The sequence below is a fragment of the Microbacterium alkaliflavum genome (genome assembly GCF_044325405.1).
Taxonomy (GTDB): Bacteria; Actinomycetota; Actinomycetes; order Actinomycetales; family Microbacteriaceae; genus Microbacterium; species Microbacterium alkaliflavum.
The window spans coordinates 660,724-681,853 of record NZ_JBIQWL010000001.1; the positions used below are offsets into that span (position 1 = coordinate 660,724).

The window sequence follows — 21,130 nt, forward strand, 5'->3', positions numbered from 1 at the left end:
ATGGTTCAGCGCCAGCTGCCCGTCCCGTCCGAGCTCCTCGAGCTCATGAAGTTCAAGGCGCCCGACCTCAACGGCAAGCGCCGGCGCCTGTCGAGCGCCCTCACGATCGCCGACCTGCGCACGATCGCCAAGCGCCGCACCCCGAAGGCGGCGTTCGACTACACCGACGGCGCCGCCGAGGGCGAGCTGTCGCTCGCGCGCGCCCGCCAGGCGTTCGAGGATGTCGAGTTCCACCCGTCGATCCTGCGGCCCGCGGAGAGCGTCGACATGTCGACGACGATCCTCGGCGGACCCTCCGCACTGCCGTTCGGCATCGCGCCGACGGGCTTCACGCGCCTCATGCAGACCGAGGGCGAGATCGCGGGTGCCTCGGCCGCCGGGGCCGCCGGCATCCCGTTCACGCTCTCGACGCTCGGCACGACGTCGATCGAAGACGTGAAGAAGGCCAACCCGTACGGGCGCAACTGGTTCCAGCTGTACGTCATGCGCGACCGCGAGATCTCGTACGGCCTCGCGCGTCGTGCCGCCGAGGCGGGCTTCGACACGCTCATGTTCACGGTCGACACGCCGGTCGCCGGCGCGCGTCTGCGCGACAAGCGCAACGGCTTCTCGATCCCGCCGCAGCTGACGCTCGGCACGATCATCAACGCCATCCCGCGGCCGTGGTGGTGGATCGACTTCCTCACGACGCCCAAGCTCGAGTTCGCCTCGCTGTCGACGACGGGCGGCACGGTCGGCGAGCTGCTCAACGCCGCCATGGACCCCACGATCAGCTATGAGGATCTCGCGGTCATCCGCGAGATCTGGCCCGGCAAGATCGTCGTCAAGGGCGTGCAGAACGTCGAGGACTCGAAGCGTCTCGTCGACCTCGGCGTCGACGGCATCGTGCTCTCCAACCACGGCGGGCGCCAGCTCGACCGCGCCCCGATCCCGTTCCACCTGCTGCCGAACGTCGTGCGCGAGGTCGGCAGGGACGCGACGATCATGGTCGACACGGGCATCATGAACGGCGCCGACATCGTGGCATCCATCGCCCTCGGCGCGAAGTTCACGCTCATCGGCCGCGCCTACCTCTACGGCCTGATGGCAGGTGGGCGCGAAGGCGTCGACCGCACGATCGCGATCCTCCGCGGCGAGATCGAGCGCACGATGCAGCTCCTGGGCGTCTCGTCGCTCGAGGAGCTCGGTCCGCAGCACGTGACGCAGCTCACGCGCCTCCTGCCGCTGGCGGGCGCCCCCGCGGAGGCGACGGCGGGCGGCAAGCCCCGCGTGCAGGCCTGACGTCCTTTCCCTGCCGCGAGCCGATACAGCCTCGACGAACCGATACGCCTCGCACCGCGAAACTCGTATCGGCTCGCGCCGGCTGTATCGGTTCGTGGGGGCGGTGACTCAGACCCGGACGGCGAGCGTCGGGACGAGGCCCTCGAGGAAGTCCGCGGTGTCCTCCCAGCCGTCGACGGCCTGGCACTCGACGCCCATCGCGAGCACCGGGTAGTCGTTGCCGTCGGGATCGAGGCGGTCGCCGACGAAGAGCATGTCGTCGAGAGGGATGCCGGTCTGCTCGGAGAGCTGCCGCATGCCGTAGGCCTTGTCGATGCCGCGCTGTGTGATGTCGACGCTCGTCGACCCGCCCGAGCGCACCTCGAGGTCGGGGATGCTCGCGGCGACGGCGGCGCGGAGGGCGTTCTTCTTCTCGCCCGTGGGATCCCACGCCTTCTTGGCCTCGAGCGGCGCGCTCTGGCCGAGAGCCGAGAACGTGATCTGCGAGCCCCGGTCTTCGAGGATGTCGCCCCAGGTCTCGGACTCCCAGAGCCCGAGACGCTTGGCCTCCTCCTCGACGGCGCCGAGGGCGCGCGACTTCTCGTCGGCGGTGAGGCTGTGCGCGTAGATCTTCACGACCCCGTCAGCCGACACGCGGTAGTACTGCGTGCCGCACGTGGGCAGCAGATGCAGGCGCGAGAGCGTCTCGGCAGAGGCCTCCGGAAGGCGGTCGACGACCTGGGTCGTGAACTGGGCGAGCTGGCCACCCGAGATGATCGCGACGTCGACCCGTTCGGCGAGGGAGATCAGCAGGTCGCCGATGCGGGGGTCGATGGCGCTCTTCGAAGGGGCGAGGGTGTCGTCGAGGTCGAACGCGACGAGGCGGGGTTCCGGCATCCAATGCTCCTGTTCTCGTGTCCAGCCCTGATACGGCGGAAGGCCCCACCAATACTGGTGGAGCCTCCCTGCTGTCGGGGTGACAGGATTTGAACCTGCGGCCTCTTCGTCCCGAACGAAGCGCGCTACCAAGCTGCGCCACACCCCGTGGCAACCCCCCTAGCCTACCTGATCTGCGGGCAGGCGACGAATCGAGGACGCCTGCTCATCGGTCGCGGGGGAGGAGCGTGATGAGGGATGCCTCGGGCCGGCACGCGAAGCGCACCGGGGCGTAGATCGAGTGGCCGATCCCGGCGCTCACGTTGAGCGGGATCGACCGGCCGCCGTGCTTCCAGGCGCTCAGGCCCCGCGCCTGGCGGAGCGGGATGTCGCAGTTCGCGACGAGGGCGCCGAAACCCGGTACGCGCACCTGACCGCCGTGCGTGTGACCGGCGAAGATCATGTCGGCGCCGAAGTCGGTGAACGGATCGAGCACGCGGCGATATGGGGCGTGCGTCACGCCGATCGTGAGATCCGCGTCGCCCGAGCCCCGCACCTCCTCGAGCTGGTCGGGAAGCGCGCCCACGCGGTCCCAGCGGCGGTGGGCGTCGCCGACGCCGAAGACGTCGAGGCGCAGGCCGCCGGCGTCGATCGACGTTGCGACGTTGTCGACCTCCGTCCAGCCCAGATCGTCCCTGAGGTACGCATCGAGCGACTGCGTGTCCAGCGGCTCGGCCGTGGAGGTGATCTTCGACGGGCCCAGGAAGTAGCGGAGGGGATTGCGGGGCGAGGGAGCGACGTGGTCGTTCGACCCGTGCACGTAGACGCCCGGGATGCCGCGCAGCGGGTCGAGCGCGCGGCGCAGCCCGCGCAGCCCCTCCTCATGGCCGAGGTTGTCGCCCGTGTTCACGACGAGATCGGGCTCGAGGTCGGCGAGCGAGGCCATCCACAGCTGCTTGCGCTTCTGCCAGGGCGCCATGTGCGCGTCCGACAGGTGCAGCACCTTCATGGGTGCGGAGCCCGGCGGCAGGAGACGCAGCTCGTGGCGACGCAGCGTGAAGAGGTAGCGCTCGATGCCGATGCCCCAGACTGCGGCACCGACACCGACCGCCCCCACCGCGCCGAGCGCGGTGAGGGCGGTGCGAGTGGCGGACGTCGTCACTGGCTGCAGTGCTGACTCTTGTAGTCGACCGTGATCGTGGCGTTGCGGTTCACGACCGTCCCGGCGGGCGGGTTGGTGCCGGTCGCGGTGCCGTTGCCCTTCGCCTTGGCGTCTTCCGTACAGGTGCCCGGCTGGACATTTCCGAAGCCGGACGAGCGCAGATAGCTGATCGCCTCGCTGACGGATCTGCCGGCGACATCCGAGGGGACGGTCACGCCGTTCCCGTTGCTGGGGCTGAGCGTGACGACCGAGCCGCCCGCGACCTTGCCCGCAGCCGGGTTCTGCGCGGCCACGAGCCCGGCGCCCTGGTTCGAGTCGACCGGGTCGCCGACGACGACCTCGAAGCCGGCGCCCTCGAGCTGCGACTTCGCGTCATCGACGGAGAGGCCCACGACGTTCGGCAGATCGGTCAGCACCTGACGCAGCAGATCCTGGTTCGGCTTGGGGAAGGCATCCCCGCCGTAGAGGTCGTCGACGGTGCTCATGATCTTCTTGTTGATCGCGTACCGGAGGTTGTTAAGCGTCTGGCCGTTGTACCACTGCTTGGCCAGCGGAACCTCGCCCTCCGCGTTGCCGACCCACACTGCCGTCGTGACCTTCGTGCTCGACTCGATGAGCCAGGTCTGCCACGCCTCGTGGGTACCGGTCTTGCCGATGAGGGGCGTGCCGTCGTTGGGGTTTCCCTGGTTTCCGGTGCCGCCCGAGGCCATGACGCCCTGCAGGGCGTACGCTGCGGTCGCCGCGATGCTCGGGTCGAGCACCTGCGTGCACGTCTTCTGCGGTGCGAACTCACGACCGTCGGGGTCGACGACCTTGTCGATCGCCTTGGGCTCGCAGCGGATGCCGTTGTTGGCGACCGTCGCGTAGGCCGACGCCATGGCGAGAGGCGAGACGTTGTCCGACCCGATGACCTCAGGCGCGTACAGCATCTTGATCTCTTTGCCGTCACCCGTGGTGACGCCCATCTTCGCGACGACCTTGGCGATGTCGCAGAGGTCGAGCTTCTCGGCCATCGCGAGGAAGCCCGAGTTGAGCGATTCCTTCGTGAACTGCATCGGGGTGCCGACGTGGCCGCCGACGTTGTTGTAGTTGCCGATCTTCGTCTTCGACGTGTTCACCCAGTTGCCGTAGCAGGAGTTCGTCATCTTCGGGAAGACGCGGTTGACGCCGTTGAGGGTCTCGTTGAGGGACTTGCCCTTCTCGAGCCAGTCGAGCAGCGTGAACAGCTTGAACGTCGAGCCCGCCGGGAAGCCGATCGAGCCGCCGTTGGTGCTGTTGCCCGCGTAGACGAGGGACGAGTAGTTCGGGTCGCCCGCGAGGCTCTGATCCTCGCTGAACTTCGTGTTCTGCGCGATGCCGAGGATGCGGCCGGTCGAGGCTTCGAGGCTCACGGAGGTCGAGCCGAAGTCCATGCCGTCGATCGCGCTCGGAGTGTTCTGGGCGACGGCCGCCTCGTTGGCCTGCTGCACGCGCGGGTCCATCGTCGTGTAGATCTTCAGGCCGCCCTGGCGAAGCGCGCGCATGCGGTCGTCGGCAGTGGCGCCGAAGGCGGGGTCGGTCTTCACGATCGAGACGACGTACTGGCAGAAGTAGGCGCCGGAGCCCGTCGAGGCGCAGCCCTTCGTGGGCTGCGTGATGTTCGGCGTGAGCGGCTCGGCGACTGCCGCGTCGTGCTGCTCCTGCGTGATCTTGCCGTCGGCGAGCATGCGATCGAGCACGTAGACCTGACGGGCCTTGGTCAGCTTGTACCCGTCGGCCTCGCTGTTGACGCCGTTGCCGTCCTTGTCGGTCGTCGTCCCGCCCTTCATATCGATGCGGTACGTGTTCGGGTTCTGCACCATGCCCGCGAGCGTGGCGGCCTGGGCGAGCGACAGATCCTTCGCGGCGACGCCGAAGTAGTAGCGGGCCGCCGCATCGACGCCGTAGTTCGTGCCGCCGAAGCCCGCGATGTTGAGGTAGCCGAGCAAGATCTCGTTCTTCGAGTACTTCTGCTCGAGCGCGATGGCGTAGCGCATCTCCTGCAGCTTGCGCTGGAGGCCCTCGTCACCGACCGAGGTCGTGGCATCCGTGTAGCACTTCTGCAGTTCCTCGTCGCTCGTGGCGTTGCTCTCGCAGCGCTGCACGAGGATGTTCTTGACGTACTGCTGGCTGATCGACGAGCCACCGCGGGTGTCGCGGCCGCGCACGTTGTCGACGACGGCGCTGACGGTGCCGACGAGGTCGATGCCGCCGTGCTTGTAGAAGTTCTTGTCCTCACTCGAGAGGATCGCGTCGTACATGACGGGCGCGATCTGGTCGAACTCGACGGGGGAGCGGTTCTGGTCGTAGAACTGCGTCCACTCGACTTCCTGTCCGCTCGACGGATCGGTGTAGATGAGCGTCGAGGGAAGCATGAGCTTCTCGATCTCCAGGACGCTCGGCAGATTGTCGAACATCGTGATCGCGCTCGATGCCGCAGCTCCGGACAGGGCGATGGCCGGGGTGACCGTGGCGGCGACGAGCACACCCGCGACAGCGCTCAGACCAACGAGGCCGGCGAGTCCGCCGAGCACGCCGCTGGTCGTCCGTTTCGTATCAGGCATAGGCTTGATCGTAGGGGAGAACCCTGGCAGATCCCTTGACGGCGTGCCGCGAGGGGGCAATTGTTCTGCCTTTGATCAGGGCTTTCCCCCTCCGCCCGCCTCGACCCCGCCAGGAGCCGCAGATGACCACGTGGGAATATCTCACCACGCCCCTCCTCATCCACAACACCGCCGCGATCCTCAACAACTGGGGCAAGCAGGGCTGGGAGCTCGTTCAGGTCGTGCAGGGCCCCGAAGGCGGTCTCGTCGCGTACTTGAAGCGGCCCGTCGGCGGCGGTGCCGCGAACGCGGGACTGGATGCCGCCGCCACCGCCGCGCAGCAGTTCGAGGGAGCCCCGGAATGAGCATCTCCGCACGCCTGACCGAGCTCGGCATCGAGCTGCCGCAGGTCGTTCCCCCCGTCGCGGCGTACGTGCCGGCGAAGGCGCACGGCGACCTCGTCTACACGGCCGGCCAGCTGCCGATGATCGCGGGCGCGCTTCCCGCGACGGGCAAGGTCGGAGAGGGGGACGGGCTCGTCCCCGCCGCCGATGCGAAGGGATACGCCCGCCAGTCCGCGCTCAACGCGGTCGCCGCGGCGGCCGACGCCGTCGGCGGGGTCGATCGCCTGACGGGTGTCCTCAAGGTCGTCGGCTTCGTGGCATCCGTCCCCGAGTTCACCGGACAGCCCGGCGTCATCAACGGCGCGAGCGAGGTGTTGGGCGAGATCTTCGGCGACGCCGGCCGCCACGCCCGCTCGGCCGTGGGCGTCCCGGTGCTGCCGCTGGACAGCCCCGTCGAGGTCGAGGTCGTCTTCAGCTTCGAGTGACCCGGCGGGGCCTTCGTCCCTGACCGTGAGCCTCCACCTGAGTGCCGAGCACGTGGGTGTCACCCGCGTGCTCGGCGCTCCAGTGGAGGCTCACGGAATCGGCGCCGTTACTTGACCTGGGCGGAGATCACCGACATCACGGCCGTGTCGGCCAGCGTCGTCGTGTCGCCGACCTCTCGGCCCTCGGCGACGTCGCGCAGGAGGCGGCGCATGATCTTGCCGGAGCGCGTCTTGGGCAGCTCGCCCACGATGTACACGTCGCGCGGGCGGGCGATTGGGCCGATCTGCTCGCCGACCCACGCGCGCAGGCCCTGCGCGAGTCCGTCGGGGGAGTGCTCCTTGAGGTAGGACTCCTTGATGATGACGAACGCGACGACCGCCTGCCCCGTCGTCTCGTCGGAGGCTCCGACGACTGCGGCCTCGGCGACCGCCTCGTTGCCGACGAGGGCAGACTCGATCTCGGTCGTCGAGAGGCGGTGGCCCGAGACGTTCATGACGTCGTCGACGCGGCCGAGCAGCCACACGTCGCCTTCGGCGTCGAGGCGCGCGCCGTCGCCGGCGAAGTAGAAGCCCTGCTTCGCGAACTTGTCCCAGTAGGTCTCCTTGAAGCGCTCCGGGTCGCCCCAGATGCCCCGGAGCATGCTGGGCCAGGGTTTGGTGACGACCAGGAGTCCGCCGTTGCCGTTACCGACGTGCCCGCCGTCTTCGTCGACGACGTCGATCGAGATGCCGGGCAGCGGCACCTGCGCGCTGCCGGGCTTCGTCTCGGTCACACCGGGGAGGGCCGAGACCATGATCGAGCCGGTCTCGGTCTGCCACCACGTGTCGACGATCGGCGCCGTCTTGCCGCCGATGATCTTGCGGTACCACATCCACGCCTCGGGGTTGATCGGCTCGCCCACCGAACCGAGGAGGCGCAGCGACGACAGGTCGAACTGCTTCGGGACGGCGCGGCCGATCTTCATGAACGAGCGGATCGCGGTCGGCGCCGTGTAGAGGATCGTGACGCCGTACTTCTGCACGACCTCCCACCACCGGCCCGGGTGCGGCGTGTCGGGGGTCCCCTCGTAGAGCACCTGGGTCGCGCCGTTCGCGAGCGGACCGTACGTGACGTAGGAGTGTCCCGTGATCCAGCCGATGTCGGCGGTGCACCAGAACACGTCGGTCTCGGGGTGGAGGTCGTGGACGACTCTGTTCGTGAACGCGGACTGCGTCAGGTAGCCGCCGGACGTGTGGAGGATGCCCTTGGGCTTTCCCGTCGTGCCCGACGTGTACAGGATGAACAGCGGGTTCTCGGCGGGGAACGCCTGCGCGTCATGCTCGGCCGATGCCGCCGGAACGACGTCGTGCCACCACAGGTCGCGGCCCTCGGTCCACTCCACGTCGTTGCCGCCGCGCTTGACGACGATGACCTTTTCCACGGTCTCCTGCGCACCGGAGCCGTTGCGGTCCGCGAGCGCGAGGTCGACGGCAGGCTTGAGCGGGGAGACCTTGCCCTTGCGGTAGCCGCCGTCGGCCGTGATGACGACGCGCGCGCCGGCGTCGTCGATGCGCGAGCGCAGGCTGTCGGCCGAGAAGCCGCCGAACACGACGGAGTGGATGGCGCCGATGCGCACGACGGCCAGCATGGCGGCGATCGCCTCGGGGATCATCGGCATGTAGATCGCGACGCGATCGCCCTCGCCGATGCCCAGACCCTCGAGCACGTTCGCGAGCCGCTTGACCTCGTCGGTGAGCTCGGCGTACGTCACGCGGCGGTCATCGCCGGGCTCGCCCTCCCACAAGAGGGCGACGCGGTCGCCGTTGCCCGCCTCGACGTGACGGTCGAGGCAGTTGTAGGCCACATTGAGTGCGCCGTCGGCGAACCACTTCGCGAACGGCGGGTTCGACCAGTCCAGCGTCTGCGTGAACGGCGTGTGCCAGTGCAGGAGGTCGCGCGCCTGGTCGCCCCAGAAGCCCTCCCGGTCGTCGGCCGCGCGCTCGTAGAGCTCGGGGGTGCCGACGGCGTTCGCTGCGAAGTCGTCGGGCGGCGCGAATCGGCGATCTTCTTCGAGGAGGTGGTCGATCTGGCTGCTCATGCGGCGCGCTCCTTTGCGGGCTGGTGGCGGAGATGGTCCGACGCCGCAAGCAATCTACTCACGGCCGGTGTCGCTCACTACCTCCGATAGTTGGTGATCGAAAGATGTGAGAACTCTCATCGATATATCACTCGAGGCGTGTTCGGGTTTGTTTGGAAGGTTGCGTCCTGTTGCGTATGCTCGGTCGCGGCCGAACTTCGATTCTGGCATTGCGGCACCCGAAGCACCCCCCGAACTGCGGTGTCGCGCGTGGCGGCATCCCATTCCCCCCATGGGATGCCGCCTCTGTTTCCGAACGCGTGCGCACGTTTGGGAGCGATTCCACGCGGGCTCCTCCACAGACGCGGTCTCGCGCGGATTCTGCACGGGGGAGGGGGATGCCTCCGCCGGCGCGCACTGGTCCTCTTAGCGTCGTGGCATGCCCGAGCCGTTCGTCGTCCAGCCGCGTGGAGCCGCGCCGGTGAGCGTGCCCACTCCCGCTGCTCCGGAACCGCAGATCCTCGGCATGTGGGTGCCGAGGGTGGACTCGAGGGCCGCGCCGAGCCGCGCCGATCCGGTCGAGCATCCGAGCGAGCCGCTGCCCGTGCGCCCGCACCATCCGGTCCTCGAGCCGCTCGCGCCGTTCCTCGACGATCCCGACGTCACGGATCTCTTCGTCAACGGCGCCGACGGTCTCTTCGTCGACCGGGGCGCCGGCGCACGGCGCGTCGCAGGCTGGCGGGCGACGGAGGAAGACGTCCGCCAGCTCGCCGTCGCCCTCATCGGCCTGGGGGATCGGCACCTGGACGACGCGTCGCCTGCCGTGGACGTGCGGCTCGACGGCGGCATCCGCGTGCACGCCGTGCTGCCGCCCGTCGCGCCCGAGGGCACCGCGATCTCGATCCGCGTGCCGCGCTTCGGCGTGCCGGCGCTCGACGAGCTCGAGCGGAGAGGCATGTTCGACACGGCGCTGCGGGCCCGGCTCGAGGAGACCGTGGCACGGCGCGCGAACGTCCTGGTGACCGGCGCCGCGGGCGCCGGGAAGACGACGCTGCTCGCGGCGCTCCTCGGCCGTGCCGACCCCGGCGACCGCATCGTCACGATCGAGGACGTCGCCGAGCTGCGCATCGATCATCCGCATCACGTGCGGCTGGAGGCGCGGCAGCCCAATCTCGAGGGCGCCGGAGGCATCGACCTCGCGCGTCTCGTGCGGGAGGCGCTGCGCATGCGGCCCGACCGGCTGGTGGTGGGGGAGTGCCGCGGCGCCGAAGTGCGTGAACTCCTCGCGGCCCTCAACACGGGTCACGACGGCGGCGCGGGGACGCTGCACGCCAACGGCCTTCACGAGGTCGCCGCACGGCTCGAGGCGCTCGGCGCGCTCGCGGGGCTCGACGATCGCGCGCTGGCACGGCAGGTCGTGAGCGCGATCGGGATCGTGCTCCACGTGACGCGCGAGCGCGATGGCGCGCGGCGGCTGTCCGCGGTGGGTCGTCCGGTCCTCGACGAGGGCCGGCTCGCGATCGTGGAGCAGGGCCGATGATCGCGCGGCTGCGCCGGAGACGCCCGGGATCGGAGGAGTCAGCGGATGCCGCCGCCGGCGTGCTCCAGCTCGCCGTGCTCCTCCAGGCCGGACTCGCCCCGGCGCGCGCCTGGACACTCGCCGCCGACGGCGGCGACGCCGTGGCCGCGCGGGTGCGGCAGAGGGTCGAGGACGGTTCCGACCTCACGAGCGCGATCGCCGCTCAGGGCGGGGACTGGCGCGAGATCGCGGCCGCATGGTCGATCGCGGCCACCGTCGGCGCACCGCTCGCCGACACCCTGCGCGGAGTGTCGGCTGCCATCCGCGACGCGCAGGAGGCGGCCGACGACGTGCGCATCGCCCTCGCGGAGCCTGCCGGAACAGCCCGCCTGATGTCCTGGCTCCCGCTGGTGGCCGTGGGCCTCGGCGCGGCGCTCGGTTTCGACACCCTTTCGACGCTCGTGCTCGATCCGCTCGGCCTCGGCTGCCTCGCCGCGGGATCCGCCCTCATCGTCGCGGCGCACCGGTGGACGAGCGGACTCGTGCGCCGCGCGATGCCGGCTCCCGGCATCCCGGGGCTGCGGGCCGAGCTGCTCGCGATCGCGCTCTCGGGCGGCGTCTCACTGGATAGAGCCCGCACCGTCGTGTCCAAGGCCCTGGGCGGCGGGTGTGATGACGTGGAGGTCGAGCGGGTGCTCGAGCTGTCGCGCAGGGCGGGGGTTCCGGCCGTGGAGCTGCTGCGCGCCTCGGCGTCGCTGGCTCGGCATCGCTCGCGGGTGGAGGGGCGGATGCGCGCCGCGAAGCTCGCCTCACGACTGCTGCTGCCGCTGGGCGTTTGCACGCTCCCGGCGTTTCTTCTGCTCGGCGTCGCGCCGATGCTGCTGAGCGTCATGTCGACGATGTCGCTCTCGCTCTGACCCCGATCGTCCCCACATTCCCGCACACAGAGAAAGAGGAGATCATGTCGATCCCACAGATCACCCGACGCCGCGCCGCACGGCTCTTCGACGACGACACCGGCGCCGCGACCGCCGAGTACGCCATCGCGACGATGGCGGCCGTTGCGTTCGCTGGGCTGCTCGTCGTCATCATGAGGTCGGACGAGGTGCGCGGCATCCTCACCGATCTCGTGCGCCGCGCGCTCACGGTGGCATGACCGGGCTGCGGCTCGGCGACGACCGCGGCTCGGTCGTCGCCGAGTTCGCGGTGGCGCTCCCCGCGATCGCGCTCGTGCTGCTCCTCGGCGGCGGCGCGCTCGCGGCCGGCGCGAGACAGGTGCGCCTGCAAGATGCCGCGGCCGACGCGGCGCGGCTCATCGCGCGCGACGAGCCCGCCTCGGCGGCGCAGGACGCCGTCACTCGCGCCGTGGCGGGCGCATCGGTCGTCGTCGACGAGCAGGGCGGCCTGATCTGCGTCACGGCGACCGCGCCCGCCGCGGTCGTGGCGCTGACGCTGTCGGCACGATCGTGCGCCCTCGCGGGCGGCCTGTGATGCCGACGCGTAGCCGGGATCAGTGATGCCGGGCTCCGTCCTGGCCGTCGGGATCGTGGCGTGCGCCGCGACGCTCGTCGTCGCGGCCGGCGCTGTGACCGGCGCCGCCGTCGCGAGCCAGCGGCTCGCGGGGGCGGCCGACGCCGCGGCGCTCGCCGCAGCCGACGCCGCGTCGGGCGCCGTTCGAGGCATCCCGTGCGAGCGTGCGGTGGAGGTCGCGGCGGCTTCCGGCGCGGCATTGGAGGCGTGCGACGTCGATGGACTGATCGCCACCGTCACCGTCTCGGCGCCCTTCGGCCGGCTCGTCGCACGGGCTTCGGCGCGGGCGGGTCCGCCGCCCTGACGGGAATACGCGAGCCCTCGCGGGCCGTTCCGCCTGGGTGTCCTCACAGCGACCACCCCTGGTCACGGTGTGTATGGTGTGCTTCGAAGAAAGGACGACCCACGTTGGCACAAGGCAAGAAGCTCGTGATCGTCGAGTCCCCCACGAAGATGAAGTCGATCCAGGGGTACCTCGGCGATGACTACGAGGTGCTGAGCTCGGTCGGGCACATCCGCGATCTCGCGAGCAAGAAGGAGATCCCGGACGACAAGAAGTCGGCGTACGGCAAGTACTCGATCGACATCGACAACGACTTCGACCCCTATTACGTCGTCAACGATCGCAAGACGAAAACGGTCGCCGACCTCAAGCGCGCCCTCAAGAGCGCCGACGAAGTCCTGCTCGCGACCGATGAAGACCGCGAGGGCGAAGCCATCGCGTGGCACCTGCTGGAGGTCCTCCAGCCGAAGGTCCCCGTCAAGCGGATGGTCTTCCACGAGATCACGAAGGACGCGATCAAGGCGGCCGCGGAGAACACCCGCGAGCTCGACCTCGCGCTCGTCGACGCGCAGGAGACGCGCCGCGTCCTCGACCGCCTCTACGGCTGGGACGTCTCGCCGGTGCTGTGGCGCAAGGTCGGCAGCGGCCGGGAAGGCGCGGCGCTGAGCGCGGGCCGCGTGCAGTCCGCCGCCACCCGCCTCGTGGTCGACCGCGAGCGCGAGCGCATGGCATTCGTCTCGGCTTCCTACTGGGACGTCGAGGCGCTCGCCGGGAAGGACGCCGCGGCGTTCACGACGCGCCTGGCCCGTGTCGACGGCGCCGCGCTCGCCCGCGGCACCGACTTCGACGACAGCGGTTCGCTCAAGAAGGCCGTCCTCGTGCTCGACGAGGCCGCGGCGCGCGCGCTCGCCGACGCGGTCGCCGCAGCGGGCGAGGCATCCGTCACGAATCTCGAGTCGAAGCCGGGAACCCGCAGCCCCCGCGCGCCCTTCACGACCTCGACGCTGCAGCAGGAGGCGGGCCGCAAACTCTCGATGAGCGCGAAGCACGCGATGAGCGTCGCGCAGCGCCTCTACGAGAAGGGGTACATCACCTATATGCGCACCGACTCGACCGCCCTGTCGAAGCAGGCGGTCGAAGCGGCGCGTGCGCAGGCGGTGACCCTGTACGGCGAGAAGGCCGTCCCGCTCAACCCTCGGGTCTACCGCAACAACGCCAAGAACGCGCAGGAGGCGCACGAGGCGATCCGTCCGTCGGGCGAGGACTTCCGCACGCCGTCGTCGATCTCGTCGGAGCTCGACCGCGACGAGCTGCGCATGTACGACCTCATCTGGAAGCGCACGGTCGCGAGCCAGATGAGCGACGCGAAGTACGAGACGACCACGGTCACGCTCGAGGTCGCCGCGGCCGGCAAGCGCGCCGAGTTCACGGCATCCGGCACCGTGTACACCTTCAAGGGCTTCCTCGAGGCCTATGAGGAGGGCCACGACGAGAAGCGCAGCGATGCCGACAAGGCCGACGACCAGTCGCTGCCGATCATGGCGATCGGCGACGTCCTGCGTATGAAGGACGTCGAGCCCAAGGGCCACTCGACGAGCCCCAAGCCCCGCTACACCGAGGCCAGCCTCGTCAAGGCGCTCGAGGAGAAGGGCATCGGCCGTCCCTCGACGTTCGCGAGCATCATCGACGTCATCCTCGACCGCGGTTACGTCAGCAAGCGCGGCCAGGCGCTCGTGCCGAGCTGGCTCGCCTTCTCGGTCGTGCGGCTCCTCGAGCAGCACTTCGCCGACCTCGTCGACTACGACTTCACGGCGGCGCTCGAGGACGACCTCGACGCGATCGCGCGCGGCGAGCAGCAGCGCGGGTCGTGGCTGCACGACTTCTACTTCGGCTCCGACGGGCAGGTAGGCTTGCGCAACATCGTCGAGAACCTCGGCGAGATCGATGCCCGTGAGCTCAACGCCACGAGGATCTCGGATGCCGCGACCCTCCGGTTCGGCAAGTACGGCGCGTACCTCGAGGTGGTCGATCCCGCGAACCCCGAGGCCGAGCCGCGTCGCGTCAACATCCCGGAGGAGCTCGCCCCCGACGAGCTCACCGCCGACAAGGCGCAGGAGCTCATCGACGCCCCCGTCGCCGGCGACCGCGTGCTGGGAGAGAACCCCGAGAACGGCAAGCTCATCGTCGTGAAGGACGGGCGCTTCGGACCGTACGTGCAGGAGAACGACCCCGTCGATCCCGAGGCCGTCGACGAGGCCACGGGCGAACTTGCAGCGCCCGCTCCCAAGAAGCGCACGACCGCGAAGAAGGAGGTCGCGCCGAAACCTCGCACGGCGTCGCTGTTCAAGTCGATGTCGGTCGACACTCTCGATCTCGAGACGGCGCTGCAGCTGCTGTCCCTTCCGCGGGTCGTCGGCACCGACCCGGAGTCGGGCAACGTCATCACCGCCCAGAACGGCCGCTACGGCCCGTATCTGAAGAAGGGCACCGATTCGCGCACGCTGCAGAGCGAGCAGCAGCTGTTCGACATCACGCTCGACGAGGCGCTCGCCGTCTACGCTCAGCCGAAGTACGGCGCCCGCGGTGCGTCGAGCGCGCTCAAGGAGTTCGAAGCAGACCCGGTGAGCGAGAAGCCCATCAAGATCAAGGACGGCCGATTCGGCGCGTATGTGACCGATGGCGTGACCAACGTCACGATCCCTCGCGGGCAGACGCCCGACGACATCACGTTCGAGATCGCGGTGCAGATGCTCGCCGACAAGCGCGCCAAGGGTCCCGCGCCCAAGCGCACGACGACGAGGAAGACGACGACGACGCGCAAGGCGCCGGCGAAGTGACGATCCCGGCGGCCGCGACCGATCGGCGTCCGCACACGGGCCTGTTCATCACCCTCGAGGGCGGCGACGGCGTCGGCAAGACGACGCAGTCGGCGCTCCTCGAGGAGTGGCTCACCGGGATCGGCCGCACGGTCGTGCGCACCCGCGAACCCGGCGGCACCGAGGTGGGCGTGCTCGTGCGCGACATCGTCCTGCACCATCGAGGCGACATCGCGCCCCGCGCCGAGGCCCTGCTCTATGCCGCCGACCGCGCGCACCATATCGCCACCGTCGTCCGGCCCGCGCTCGCGCGCGGCGAGGTCGTCATCCAGGACCGCTACCTCGACTCGTCTGTCGCATACCAGGGCGAGGGGCGCCAGCTCGACGCCGACGAGATCCGCGGGCTGTCGCTCTGGGCCGCCGCGGGGCTCCTGCCCGACCTCACCGTGCTCCTCGACCTCGATCCGCGAGTCGCGCGCCGTCGCCTCGACGCCGACGACAAGCCGTTCGACCGGCTCGAATCCGAGCAGGAGGACTTCCACGCGCGCGTGCGCGCGCACTTCCTCGCGATCGCCGACAGCGAGCCGGAGCGCTTCCTCGTTCTCGACGCGTCGCGGCCTGCGGACCAGCTCGCGCAAGAGATCCGCGACCGGGTGGAGGCCCTTGCGGCGGCGCCCGGCAACGTCGGAACCCGCGGTTAGGCTGGTCGCCATGGATGCCACGGCGGACATCTCCGCTCCGCCCTGGAGCGATGTGTGGGGTCAGGACGACGCGGTGGCGGCACTGCGGGCCGCGGCATCCGATCCCGCCTCGCTCACGCACGCGTGGCTCATCACGGGCCCGCCCGGCTCGGGGCGGTCGACGCTCGCGCACGCCTTCGCCGCGGCCCTCATCGCCGAGCCCGGCGACGAGCAGGCGATGCGCCAGGTGCTGGCCGGCACGCACCCCGACCTCACGGCGCTGCGCACCGAGGGCGTCATCATCTCGATCAAGGACGCACGGTCGCTCGTCGAGCGGTCGTACTTCGCGCCCTCGCTCGGCCGCTACCGCGTCATCGTCATGGAAGACGCCGACCGCATGGCCGAGCGCACGTCGAACGTGCTGCTCAAGGCGCTCGAAGAACCGCCCGAGCGCACCGTCTGGGTGCTCTGCGCGCCGAGCGAGGCAGATCTCCTCCCGACCATCCGCTCGCGCGTGCGCACGTTGCGGCTCCGCGATCCCGAGATCGCCGACGTCGCCCGGCTCATCGTGCAGCGGACGGGCGTCGATCCCGCGATCGCCGAGCAGTCGGCACGCCACGCGCAGCGCCACATCGGCATGGCGCAGCGGCTCGCGACCGATTCCGCCGCGCGGGCCCGGCGCGATGAGACGCTCCGCGCGGTGCTGCGGGTGCGCGGCGTCGGCGATGCCGTCGAGGTCGCAGGCACGATCGTGCAGGTTGCGACCGACGACGCGAAGGCCCTCACTGCCGAGCGCGACGAGGCCGAACGCTCCACGCTCCTGCGCACGCTCGGCATCGCCGAGGGCGCCGCCGTTCCCCCCGCGGTGCGCGCACAGCTGTCCGCACTGGAGGACGACCAGAAGCGTCGCGCGACTCGGAGCCTGCGCGACGGCATCGACCGTGTGCTCACCGACCTGCAGTCGATGTTCCGCGACATCGTCGTGCTGCAGTTCGGCCGCGGCGGCGACCTCATCAACGTCGAGCTCGAGCCCGAGCTGCGCGCCGTCGCGCAGGCGTGGACGCCGCAGCGCACGCTGACCGTGCTCGACCGCATCGCCGAGACCCGCCGCAACCTCGAGCAGAACGTCGCCCCGGCGCTCGCCCTCGAGAGCATGCTCGTGACCGTCGCGAGCGGAAGGACACCGTGAACCCCACCCGCACGCGCCGCCCGCGGCGCGCCGCCGCTCTCGTCGCGACGCTGGCCGCGGCATCCCTCCTGCTCTCGGGATGCCTCTACCAGCTCATCCCCGAACCGAGCGCGCCGGTCTCGACCGCCAGTGCGGCGCCCGACACGGAGGGCGTCTCGGCCGATCTGCTGCGGTTCTACGCGCAGGAGATCGACTGGAAGGCGTGCGATTCGGGCTTCCAGTGCACGACGGTGACGGCGCCGCTCGACTGGAGCGACCCCGCCAAGGGCGAGATCGATCTCGCCCTCATCCGGCACCGCGCGACGGGCGGCGAGGCGATCGGCTCGCTGCTGACCAACCCGGGCGGGCCGGGCGCGAGCGGTATCGGGCTCATCCGCGACTCGCTCGACTACGCCGTGGGCCAGCCGCTGCAGCAGTCGTACGATGTCATCGGGTTCGATCCGCGCGGCGTCGGCGAGTCGACGGCGGTGCGCTGCTACGACGCATCGCAGATGGACGGCTATCTGTTCGACGTGCCGAAGAATGCCCGCGGATCGGATGCCTGGAACCAGGAGCTCCTCGACCGGCACAGCGCGTTCGCGAAGGCGTGCGACGCGAACAGCGACGGCATCCTGCCGTACATCACGACCGAGAACGCCGCGCGCGACATGGACCTCATGCGCGCGGTGCTGGGCGACAAGAAGCTCAATTACCTGGGCTACTCGTACGGCACGTTCCTCGGCTCGACCTACGCGAAGCTCTACCCGGAGCGCGTCGGCCGGCTCGTGCTCGACGGTGCGATCGATCCGTCGGTGTCGGGCCTCGAGGTCAACATCACACAGGGCATCGGGTTCGAGAACGCCCTCCGCGCGTACATGGCCTCCTGCCTCAAGGGCGACAAGTGCCCGTTCAGCGGCACGGTCGACGAGGGGATGGAAGACCTCGGCACGCTGCTCGCGAGCGTCGACCGTTCGCCGCTGCGGGGATCGGACGGGCGCAAGCTCGGGTCGGACACGCTCATGACGGCGATCGTCGCGGCTCTGTACTCCGAGGACAGCTGGCCGTACCTCACCACGGCGCTCTCCGACGCGCTGCAGGGCAACCCCGACGTCGCCTTCCAGCTCGCCGACTTCTACTACAACCGTGAGAACGGCCAGTACTCCGACAATTCGACGGAGGCGTTCCGCGCGTACAACTGCATGGACTACCCGGTCGACACCTCGCCAGAGGATCTCGCCAAAGCGCAGGCCGAGCTCGACGAGAAGGCGCCGACGGTGGCGCCGTACTGGTTCGGCCCGGATCCGTGCGAGGTCTGGCCGTATCCGCCGACCGGTGTCCGCGAGAAGATCACGGCCGACGGCGCCGCGCCGATCGTCGTCGTCGGCACGACCAACGACCCCGCGACGCCCTACGAGTGGGCCGTCTCGCTCGCCGACCAGCTCTCGTCAGGCGTGCTCATCACGCGCGTCGGCGAGGGCCACACGGGCTACAACAAGGGCAACTCGTGCGTCGACTCCGCCGTCGAGGCGTACCTGCTGAAGGGCACCGTCCCTCAGGACGGGCTGCGCTGCGGGTGAGGGATGCCGGTCGCCCGGCATCCCTCACCTGACAACGGCCGGTCGCCGCCCGCCGCACGTCGGCTCAGCGACGCAGGATGCGGCGCGCGAGCGCGTTGCCGATGAACTGCACCGCCTGCACGATGATCACGATGACGAGCACCGCGGCCCACGTCACGACCGGGTTGAACTGCTTGAACCCGTAGACGATCGCGAACTCGCCGAGACCGCCCGCCGCGACCGCGCCTGCGATCGCGGTCATGTCGACGAGCGCGACGACGATGAACGTGTAGCCGAGCACGAGGGGTCCGAGGGCTTCGCGGGGGATGAGCCGGAAGAGGATCCGCGAGCGGCTCGCGCCCGCGGCACGCGCCGCCTCGATGACGCCGGGGCGCACCGTGAGGAGGTTCTGTTCGACGATGCGGCTGATCGCGAACATCGAGGCGATCGAGATCGCGAAGACCGCGAACTCCGGTCCGATGCCCGGGATGCCGAGGCTGCGCGCGAACGGCTGCACGGCGGCCAGGAAGATCACGAACGGGATCGGGCGGAAGAAGTTCACGACGACGTTCAGCGCGCCGAAGACGGGCCGGTTGGGGAAGAGGCTTCCGGACCGCGTCGCGTAGAGGGCGAGGCCGAGCAGGAGGCCGAGGAGCCCGCCGAAGATCAGCGCCAGCGTCACGATGTAGAGCGTCTCGGCGGTGGCCGCCCAGAGCTCGGGGAGCAGGTCGACGAGCCTATCCACGGGCGTCCTCCTCGATGAGCGGGGCGAAGGCGGAAGCCGCGTCGATCGCGCGCTGCACCGCCGCGGGCTCGCCGCGCAGGGCGAGCGTCAGGTGACCGAAGACCCGCCCGCGGATGTCGTTGATGCCCCCGTGGATGAGCTCGAAGCGCACGCCGTGGTCGGCGATCGTCGAGAAGACCTCGGACTGCGTGACGTCGCCGTCGCGGATCGTGAAGGTCACGATGCGACCGGGATGCCGCTCCCTGAGCGTCTGCAGCTGGTCGCCGACCGGCACGTCCTCGATGATGCTCGCGACGAAGCGACGCGTGGCGGGATGCTGCGGGGCGGACAGTACGTCGAACACCTCGCCGGACTCGATGATGCGGCCGGCCTCCATCACGACGACGCGGTCGGCGAGCGTGCGGATGACGTCCATCTCGTGCGTGATGACGAGGATCGTGATGCCGAGCTCGGAATTGACGCGGCGCAGGAGCGTGAGCACCTCCTGCGTCGTGTCGGGGTCGAGCGCGCTCGTCGCCTCGTCGGCGAGCAGGATGCGCGGGCTCGTGGCGAGCGCGCGCGCGATGCCCACGCGCTGCTTCTGGCCGCCGGACAGCTGCTCGGGGTAGTTCTTCGCCTTGTCGGCGAGGCCGACGAAGCGCAGCAGCTCGTCGACGCGCGTCGCGATGTCGGCGCGTGAGCGGCCGGCGACCTCGAGTGGATACGCGACGTTGCCCGCCACTGTCCGCGCGTCGAACAGGTTGAACTGCTGGAAGATCATGCCGATGTCGCCCCGAAGGGTCCGCAGCTCACGCTCGCGGAGACGCGTGATGTCGCGGCCGTCGATCTCCACGGCGCCGGAGGTCGGGGTCTCGAGCGCGTTCACGAGGCGCAGGACGGTGCTCTTGCCCGCGCCGGAATAGCCGATGATGCCGCAGATCTCGCCCGCCGCGATGTCGAGCGACACATCGTCGACGGCAACGACGGGTGCGGCATCCTTCTTCGACGAAGCGGGGAACGTCTTGGTGACGCCGTGCAATCGGATGAGCGCCACGGCGCCTCCTCTGGTCTGGACGTGCGCGTGCGGCCCGTTCCGCAGAACGGGCCGCACACGGGGTGTACTGCCTACGAGTTGGCCTTGATGTCGTCCTGGACGGCCTCGAGCGACGTCTGGAGGTCCTTGACCGGGGTCTTCACGAAGACGGCCGTGCCGCCGGAGGCGTCCTGCACGCCGTCGAGCACGCTCTGCGTGTTCTGGTAGAGCTCGACGAGCTTCTTGTAGGTGGGGTTGTCGGCCTGGTCGGCGCGCGCCGCGAAGATGTTGACGTACGGCAGGGCGTTGGGGTCGCTGGGGTCGTCCTGCGCGATCGCGTCCTCCGGCTTGAGGCCGGCGTCCTCGACGAAGTCGTTGTTGATGATCGCGGCGGCGACGTCCGGGAGCGACGTCGCAGTGAAGGCGGCGTCGAGCGCCTCGACCTTGACCTTCGACGAAGGCAGCACGTCGGCGACGGTCGAGAAGATCGAGCCGCCGTCCTCGAGCTCGATGAGATCGGCCGACTGGAGGACGAGCAGGCCTCTGGCCTGGTTGGACTCGTCGTTGGGCACTGCGACGGTGGAGCCCTCGGGGATGTCGGCGACGTCGTCGTACTTCGCCGAGTACAGGCCGAGCGGGTAGATCGCGGTCGCGCCCACGGGCACGAGGTCGTCGCCGCTGTTCACGTTGTAGGTCGCGAGGTAGATGATGTGCTGGAACTGGTTGAGGTCCAGCTCGCCGGCCGACAGGGCGGGGTTGGGCTGCGTGTACTCGCTGAAGTCGACGAGCTCGACGTCGATGCCCTCAGCCGCGGCTGCGTCCTTGTACGTCTCCCAGTACGGGTCGCCCGCCCCGACGACGCCGATCTTCACGGTCTCGTTCGCGTCGGCGCTGCTGCCGGCATCCGCCGATCCGGAGGCGCAGCCGCCGAGCAGGAGGGCGAGGGGGAGGGCGATGGATGCGGCGACGAGTGACTTCTTGGTGGGCATGGCGATACTCCTGGTGTTCGACGGTCACCGCGGGATGCTGTGTGGATGGTCGAACGCGATCACTGGTACCGCGTTCGCCACGTCGCG

19 protein-coding genes and 1 tRNA gene are annotated in these 21,130 nt (G+C 69.9%); 12 read left to right on the plus strand and 8 right to left on the minus strand.

Features of this window, described 5'->3' with window-relative positions:
* Positions 1 to 1,281 carry an alpha-hydroxy acid oxidase gene (locus ACH3VR_RS02815; protein WP_396639227.1) on the plus strand — a complete coding sequence of 427 codons (1,281 nt, stop codon included), beginning with the start codon at positions 1 to 3 and terminating at the stop codon, positions 1,279 to 1,281.
* A 108-nt stretch (positions 1,282 to 1,389) separates the two neighbouring features.
* Here the strand turns inward: ACH3VR_RS02815 and ACH3VR_RS02820 are convergent, their stop codons facing one another.
* From ACH3VR_RS02820 to ACH3VR_RS02835, 4 genes are all read right to left on the minus strand, one after another.
* Positions 1,390 to 2,157: an HAD-IIB family hydrolase gene (locus ACH3VR_RS02820; protein WP_396639228.1), complete on the minus strand. Its 768-nt coding sequence runs from the start codon at positions 2,155 to 2,157 to the stop codon at positions 1,390 to 1,392.
* A gap of 74 nt (positions 2,158 to 2,231) precedes the next feature.
* Positions 2,232 to 2,305: transfer RNA gene (locus ACH3VR_RS02825), tRNA-Pro, on the minus strand.
* A 57-nt stretch (positions 2,306 to 2,362) separates the two neighbouring features.
* Positions 2,363 to 3,298, minus strand: coding sequence for a metallophosphoesterase (locus tag ACH3VR_RS02830; RefSeq protein WP_396639229.1), 936 nt, complete (start codon positions 3,296 to 3,298; stop codon positions 2,363 to 2,365).
* Positions 3,295 to 5,880 carry a transglycosylase domain-containing protein gene (locus tag ACH3VR_RS02835; protein ID WP_396639230.1) on the minus strand — a complete coding sequence of 862 codons (2,586 nt, stop codon included), beginning with the start codon at positions 5,878 to 5,880 and terminating at the stop codon, positions 3,295 to 3,297. The genes ACH3VR_RS02830 and ACH3VR_RS02835 overlap by 4 nt, the downstream gene beginning before the upstream one ends.
* Before the next feature lie 122 nt (positions 5,881 to 6,002).
* On the opposite strand from ACH3VR_RS02835, the gene ACH3VR_RS02840 reads away from it, so the two are divergent.
* Both ACH3VR_RS02840 and ACH3VR_RS02845 read left to right on the plus strand, forming a co-directional pair.
* On the plus strand, positions 6,003 to 6,224 hold the full coding sequence (locus tag ACH3VR_RS02840) for a hypothetical protein (protein ID WP_396639231.1): 222 nt from the start codon (positions 6,003 to 6,005) through the stop codon (positions 6,222 to 6,224).
* Positions 6,221 to 6,688: a RidA family protein gene (locus ACH3VR_RS02845; RefSeq protein WP_396639232.1), complete on the plus strand. Its 468-nt coding sequence runs from the start codon at positions 6,221 to 6,223 to the stop codon at positions 6,686 to 6,688. Before ACH3VR_RS02840 ends, ACH3VR_RS02845 begins: the two co-directional genes overlap by 4 nt.
* A gap of 107 nt (positions 6,689 to 6,795) precedes the next feature.
* Here the strand turns inward: ACH3VR_RS02845 and acs are convergent, their stop codons facing one another.
* Positions 6,796 to 8,766 carry an acetate--CoA ligase gene (gene acs / locus ACH3VR_RS02850; protein WP_396639233.1) on the minus strand — a complete coding sequence of 657 codons (1,971 nt, stop codon included), beginning with the start codon at positions 8,764 to 8,766 and terminating at the stop codon, positions 6,796 to 6,798.
* A gap of 418 nt (positions 8,767 to 9,184) precedes the next feature.
* On the opposite strand from acs, the gene ACH3VR_RS02855 reads away from it, so the two are divergent.
* The 9 genes from ACH3VR_RS02855 (at position 9,185) to ACH3VR_RS02895 (ending at position 18,318) form a co-directional block, all read left to right on the plus strand.
* Positions 9,185 to 10,285: a TadA family conjugal transfer-associated ATPase gene (locus tag ACH3VR_RS02855; protein ID WP_396639234.1), complete on the plus strand. Its 1,101-nt coding sequence runs from the start codon at positions 9,185 to 9,187 to the stop codon at positions 10,283 to 10,285.
* Positions 10,282 to 11,181 carry a type II secretion system F family protein gene (locus ACH3VR_RS02860; RefSeq protein WP_396639235.1) on the plus strand — a complete coding sequence of 300 codons (900 nt, stop codon included), beginning with the start codon at positions 10,282 to 10,284 and terminating at the stop codon, positions 11,179 to 11,181. Before ACH3VR_RS02855 ends, ACH3VR_RS02860 begins: the two co-directional genes overlap by 4 nt.
* Positions 11,182 to 11,225: 44 nt before the next feature.
* Positions 11,226 to 11,420: a DUF4244 domain-containing protein gene (locus tag ACH3VR_RS02865; RefSeq protein WP_396639236.1), complete on the plus strand. Its 195-nt coding sequence runs from the start codon at positions 11,226 to 11,228 to the stop codon at positions 11,418 to 11,420.
* Complete coding sequence (locus ACH3VR_RS02870; protein WP_396639237.1) at positions 11,417 to 11,755, plus strand: TadE family type IV pilus minor pilin; 339 nt, start codon at positions 11,417 to 11,419, stop codon at positions 11,753 to 11,755. The genes ACH3VR_RS02865 and ACH3VR_RS02870 overlap by 4 nt, the downstream gene beginning before the upstream one ends.
* Positions 11,756 to 11,780: 25 nt before the next feature.
* Entirely contained in the window at positions 11,781 to 12,098 is a 318-nt protein-coding gene (locus ACH3VR_RS02875) for an Rv3654c family TadE-like protein (RefSeq protein WP_396639239.1), read from the plus strand.
* A 104-nt stretch (positions 12,099 to 12,202) separates the two neighbouring features.
* A complete protein-coding gene (topA, locus tag ACH3VR_RS02880; protein ID WP_396639240.1) occupies positions 12,203 to 14,914 on the plus strand; it encodes a type I DNA topoisomerase in 2,712 nt (903 codons plus the stop codon).
* A complete protein-coding gene (gene tmk, locus ACH3VR_RS02885; protein ID WP_396639241.1) occupies positions 14,911 to 15,594 on the plus strand; it encodes a dTMP kinase in 684 nt (227 codons plus the stop codon). The genes topA and tmk overlap by 4 nt, the downstream gene beginning before the upstream one ends.
* A 10-nt stretch (positions 15,595 to 15,604) precedes the next feature.
* Positions 15,605 to 16,762: a DNA polymerase III subunit delta' gene (locus ACH3VR_RS02890; RefSeq protein ID WP_396639242.1), complete on the plus strand. Its 1,158-nt coding sequence runs from the start codon at positions 15,605 to 15,607 to the stop codon at positions 16,760 to 16,762.
* Positions 16,759 to 18,318 carry an alpha/beta hydrolase gene (locus tag ACH3VR_RS02895; RefSeq protein WP_396639243.1) on the plus strand — a complete coding sequence of 520 codons (1,560 nt, stop codon included), beginning with the start codon at positions 16,759 to 16,761 and terminating at the stop codon, positions 18,316 to 18,318. The genes ACH3VR_RS02890 and ACH3VR_RS02895 overlap by 4 nt, the downstream gene beginning before the upstream one ends.
* A 64-nt stretch (positions 18,319 to 18,382) precedes the next feature.
* Here ACH3VR_RS02895 and ACH3VR_RS02900 read toward each other — a convergent pair whose 3' ends face one another.
* The 3 genes from ACH3VR_RS02900 to ACH3VR_RS02910 all read right to left on the minus strand — a co-directional run bounded on the left by ACH3VR_RS02900 (position 18,383) and on the right by ACH3VR_RS02910 (position 21,043).
* The gene (locus tag ACH3VR_RS02900) at positions 18,383 to 19,042 is read right to left on the minus strand and encodes a methionine ABC transporter permease (protein WP_396639244.1); all 660 of its coding nucleotides are present in this window, start codon (positions 19,040 to 19,042) and stop codon (positions 18,383 to 18,385) included.
* Positions 19,035 to 20,075, minus strand: a complete 1,041-nt coding sequence (locus ACH3VR_RS02905; protein WP_396639245.1) for a methionine ABC transporter ATP-binding protein — start codon at positions 20,073 to 20,075, stop codon at positions 19,035 to 19,037. Before ACH3VR_RS02905 ends, ACH3VR_RS02900 begins: the two co-directional genes overlap by 8 nt.
* 71 nt (positions 20,076 to 20,146) lie before the next feature.
* On the minus strand, positions 20,147 to 21,043 hold the full coding sequence (locus ACH3VR_RS02910; RefSeq protein ID WP_396639246.1) for a MetQ/NlpA family ABC transporter substrate-binding protein: 897 nt from the start codon (positions 21,041 to 21,043) through the stop codon (positions 20,147 to 20,149).
* Positions 21,044 to 21,130 lie beyond the last annotated feature (87 nt).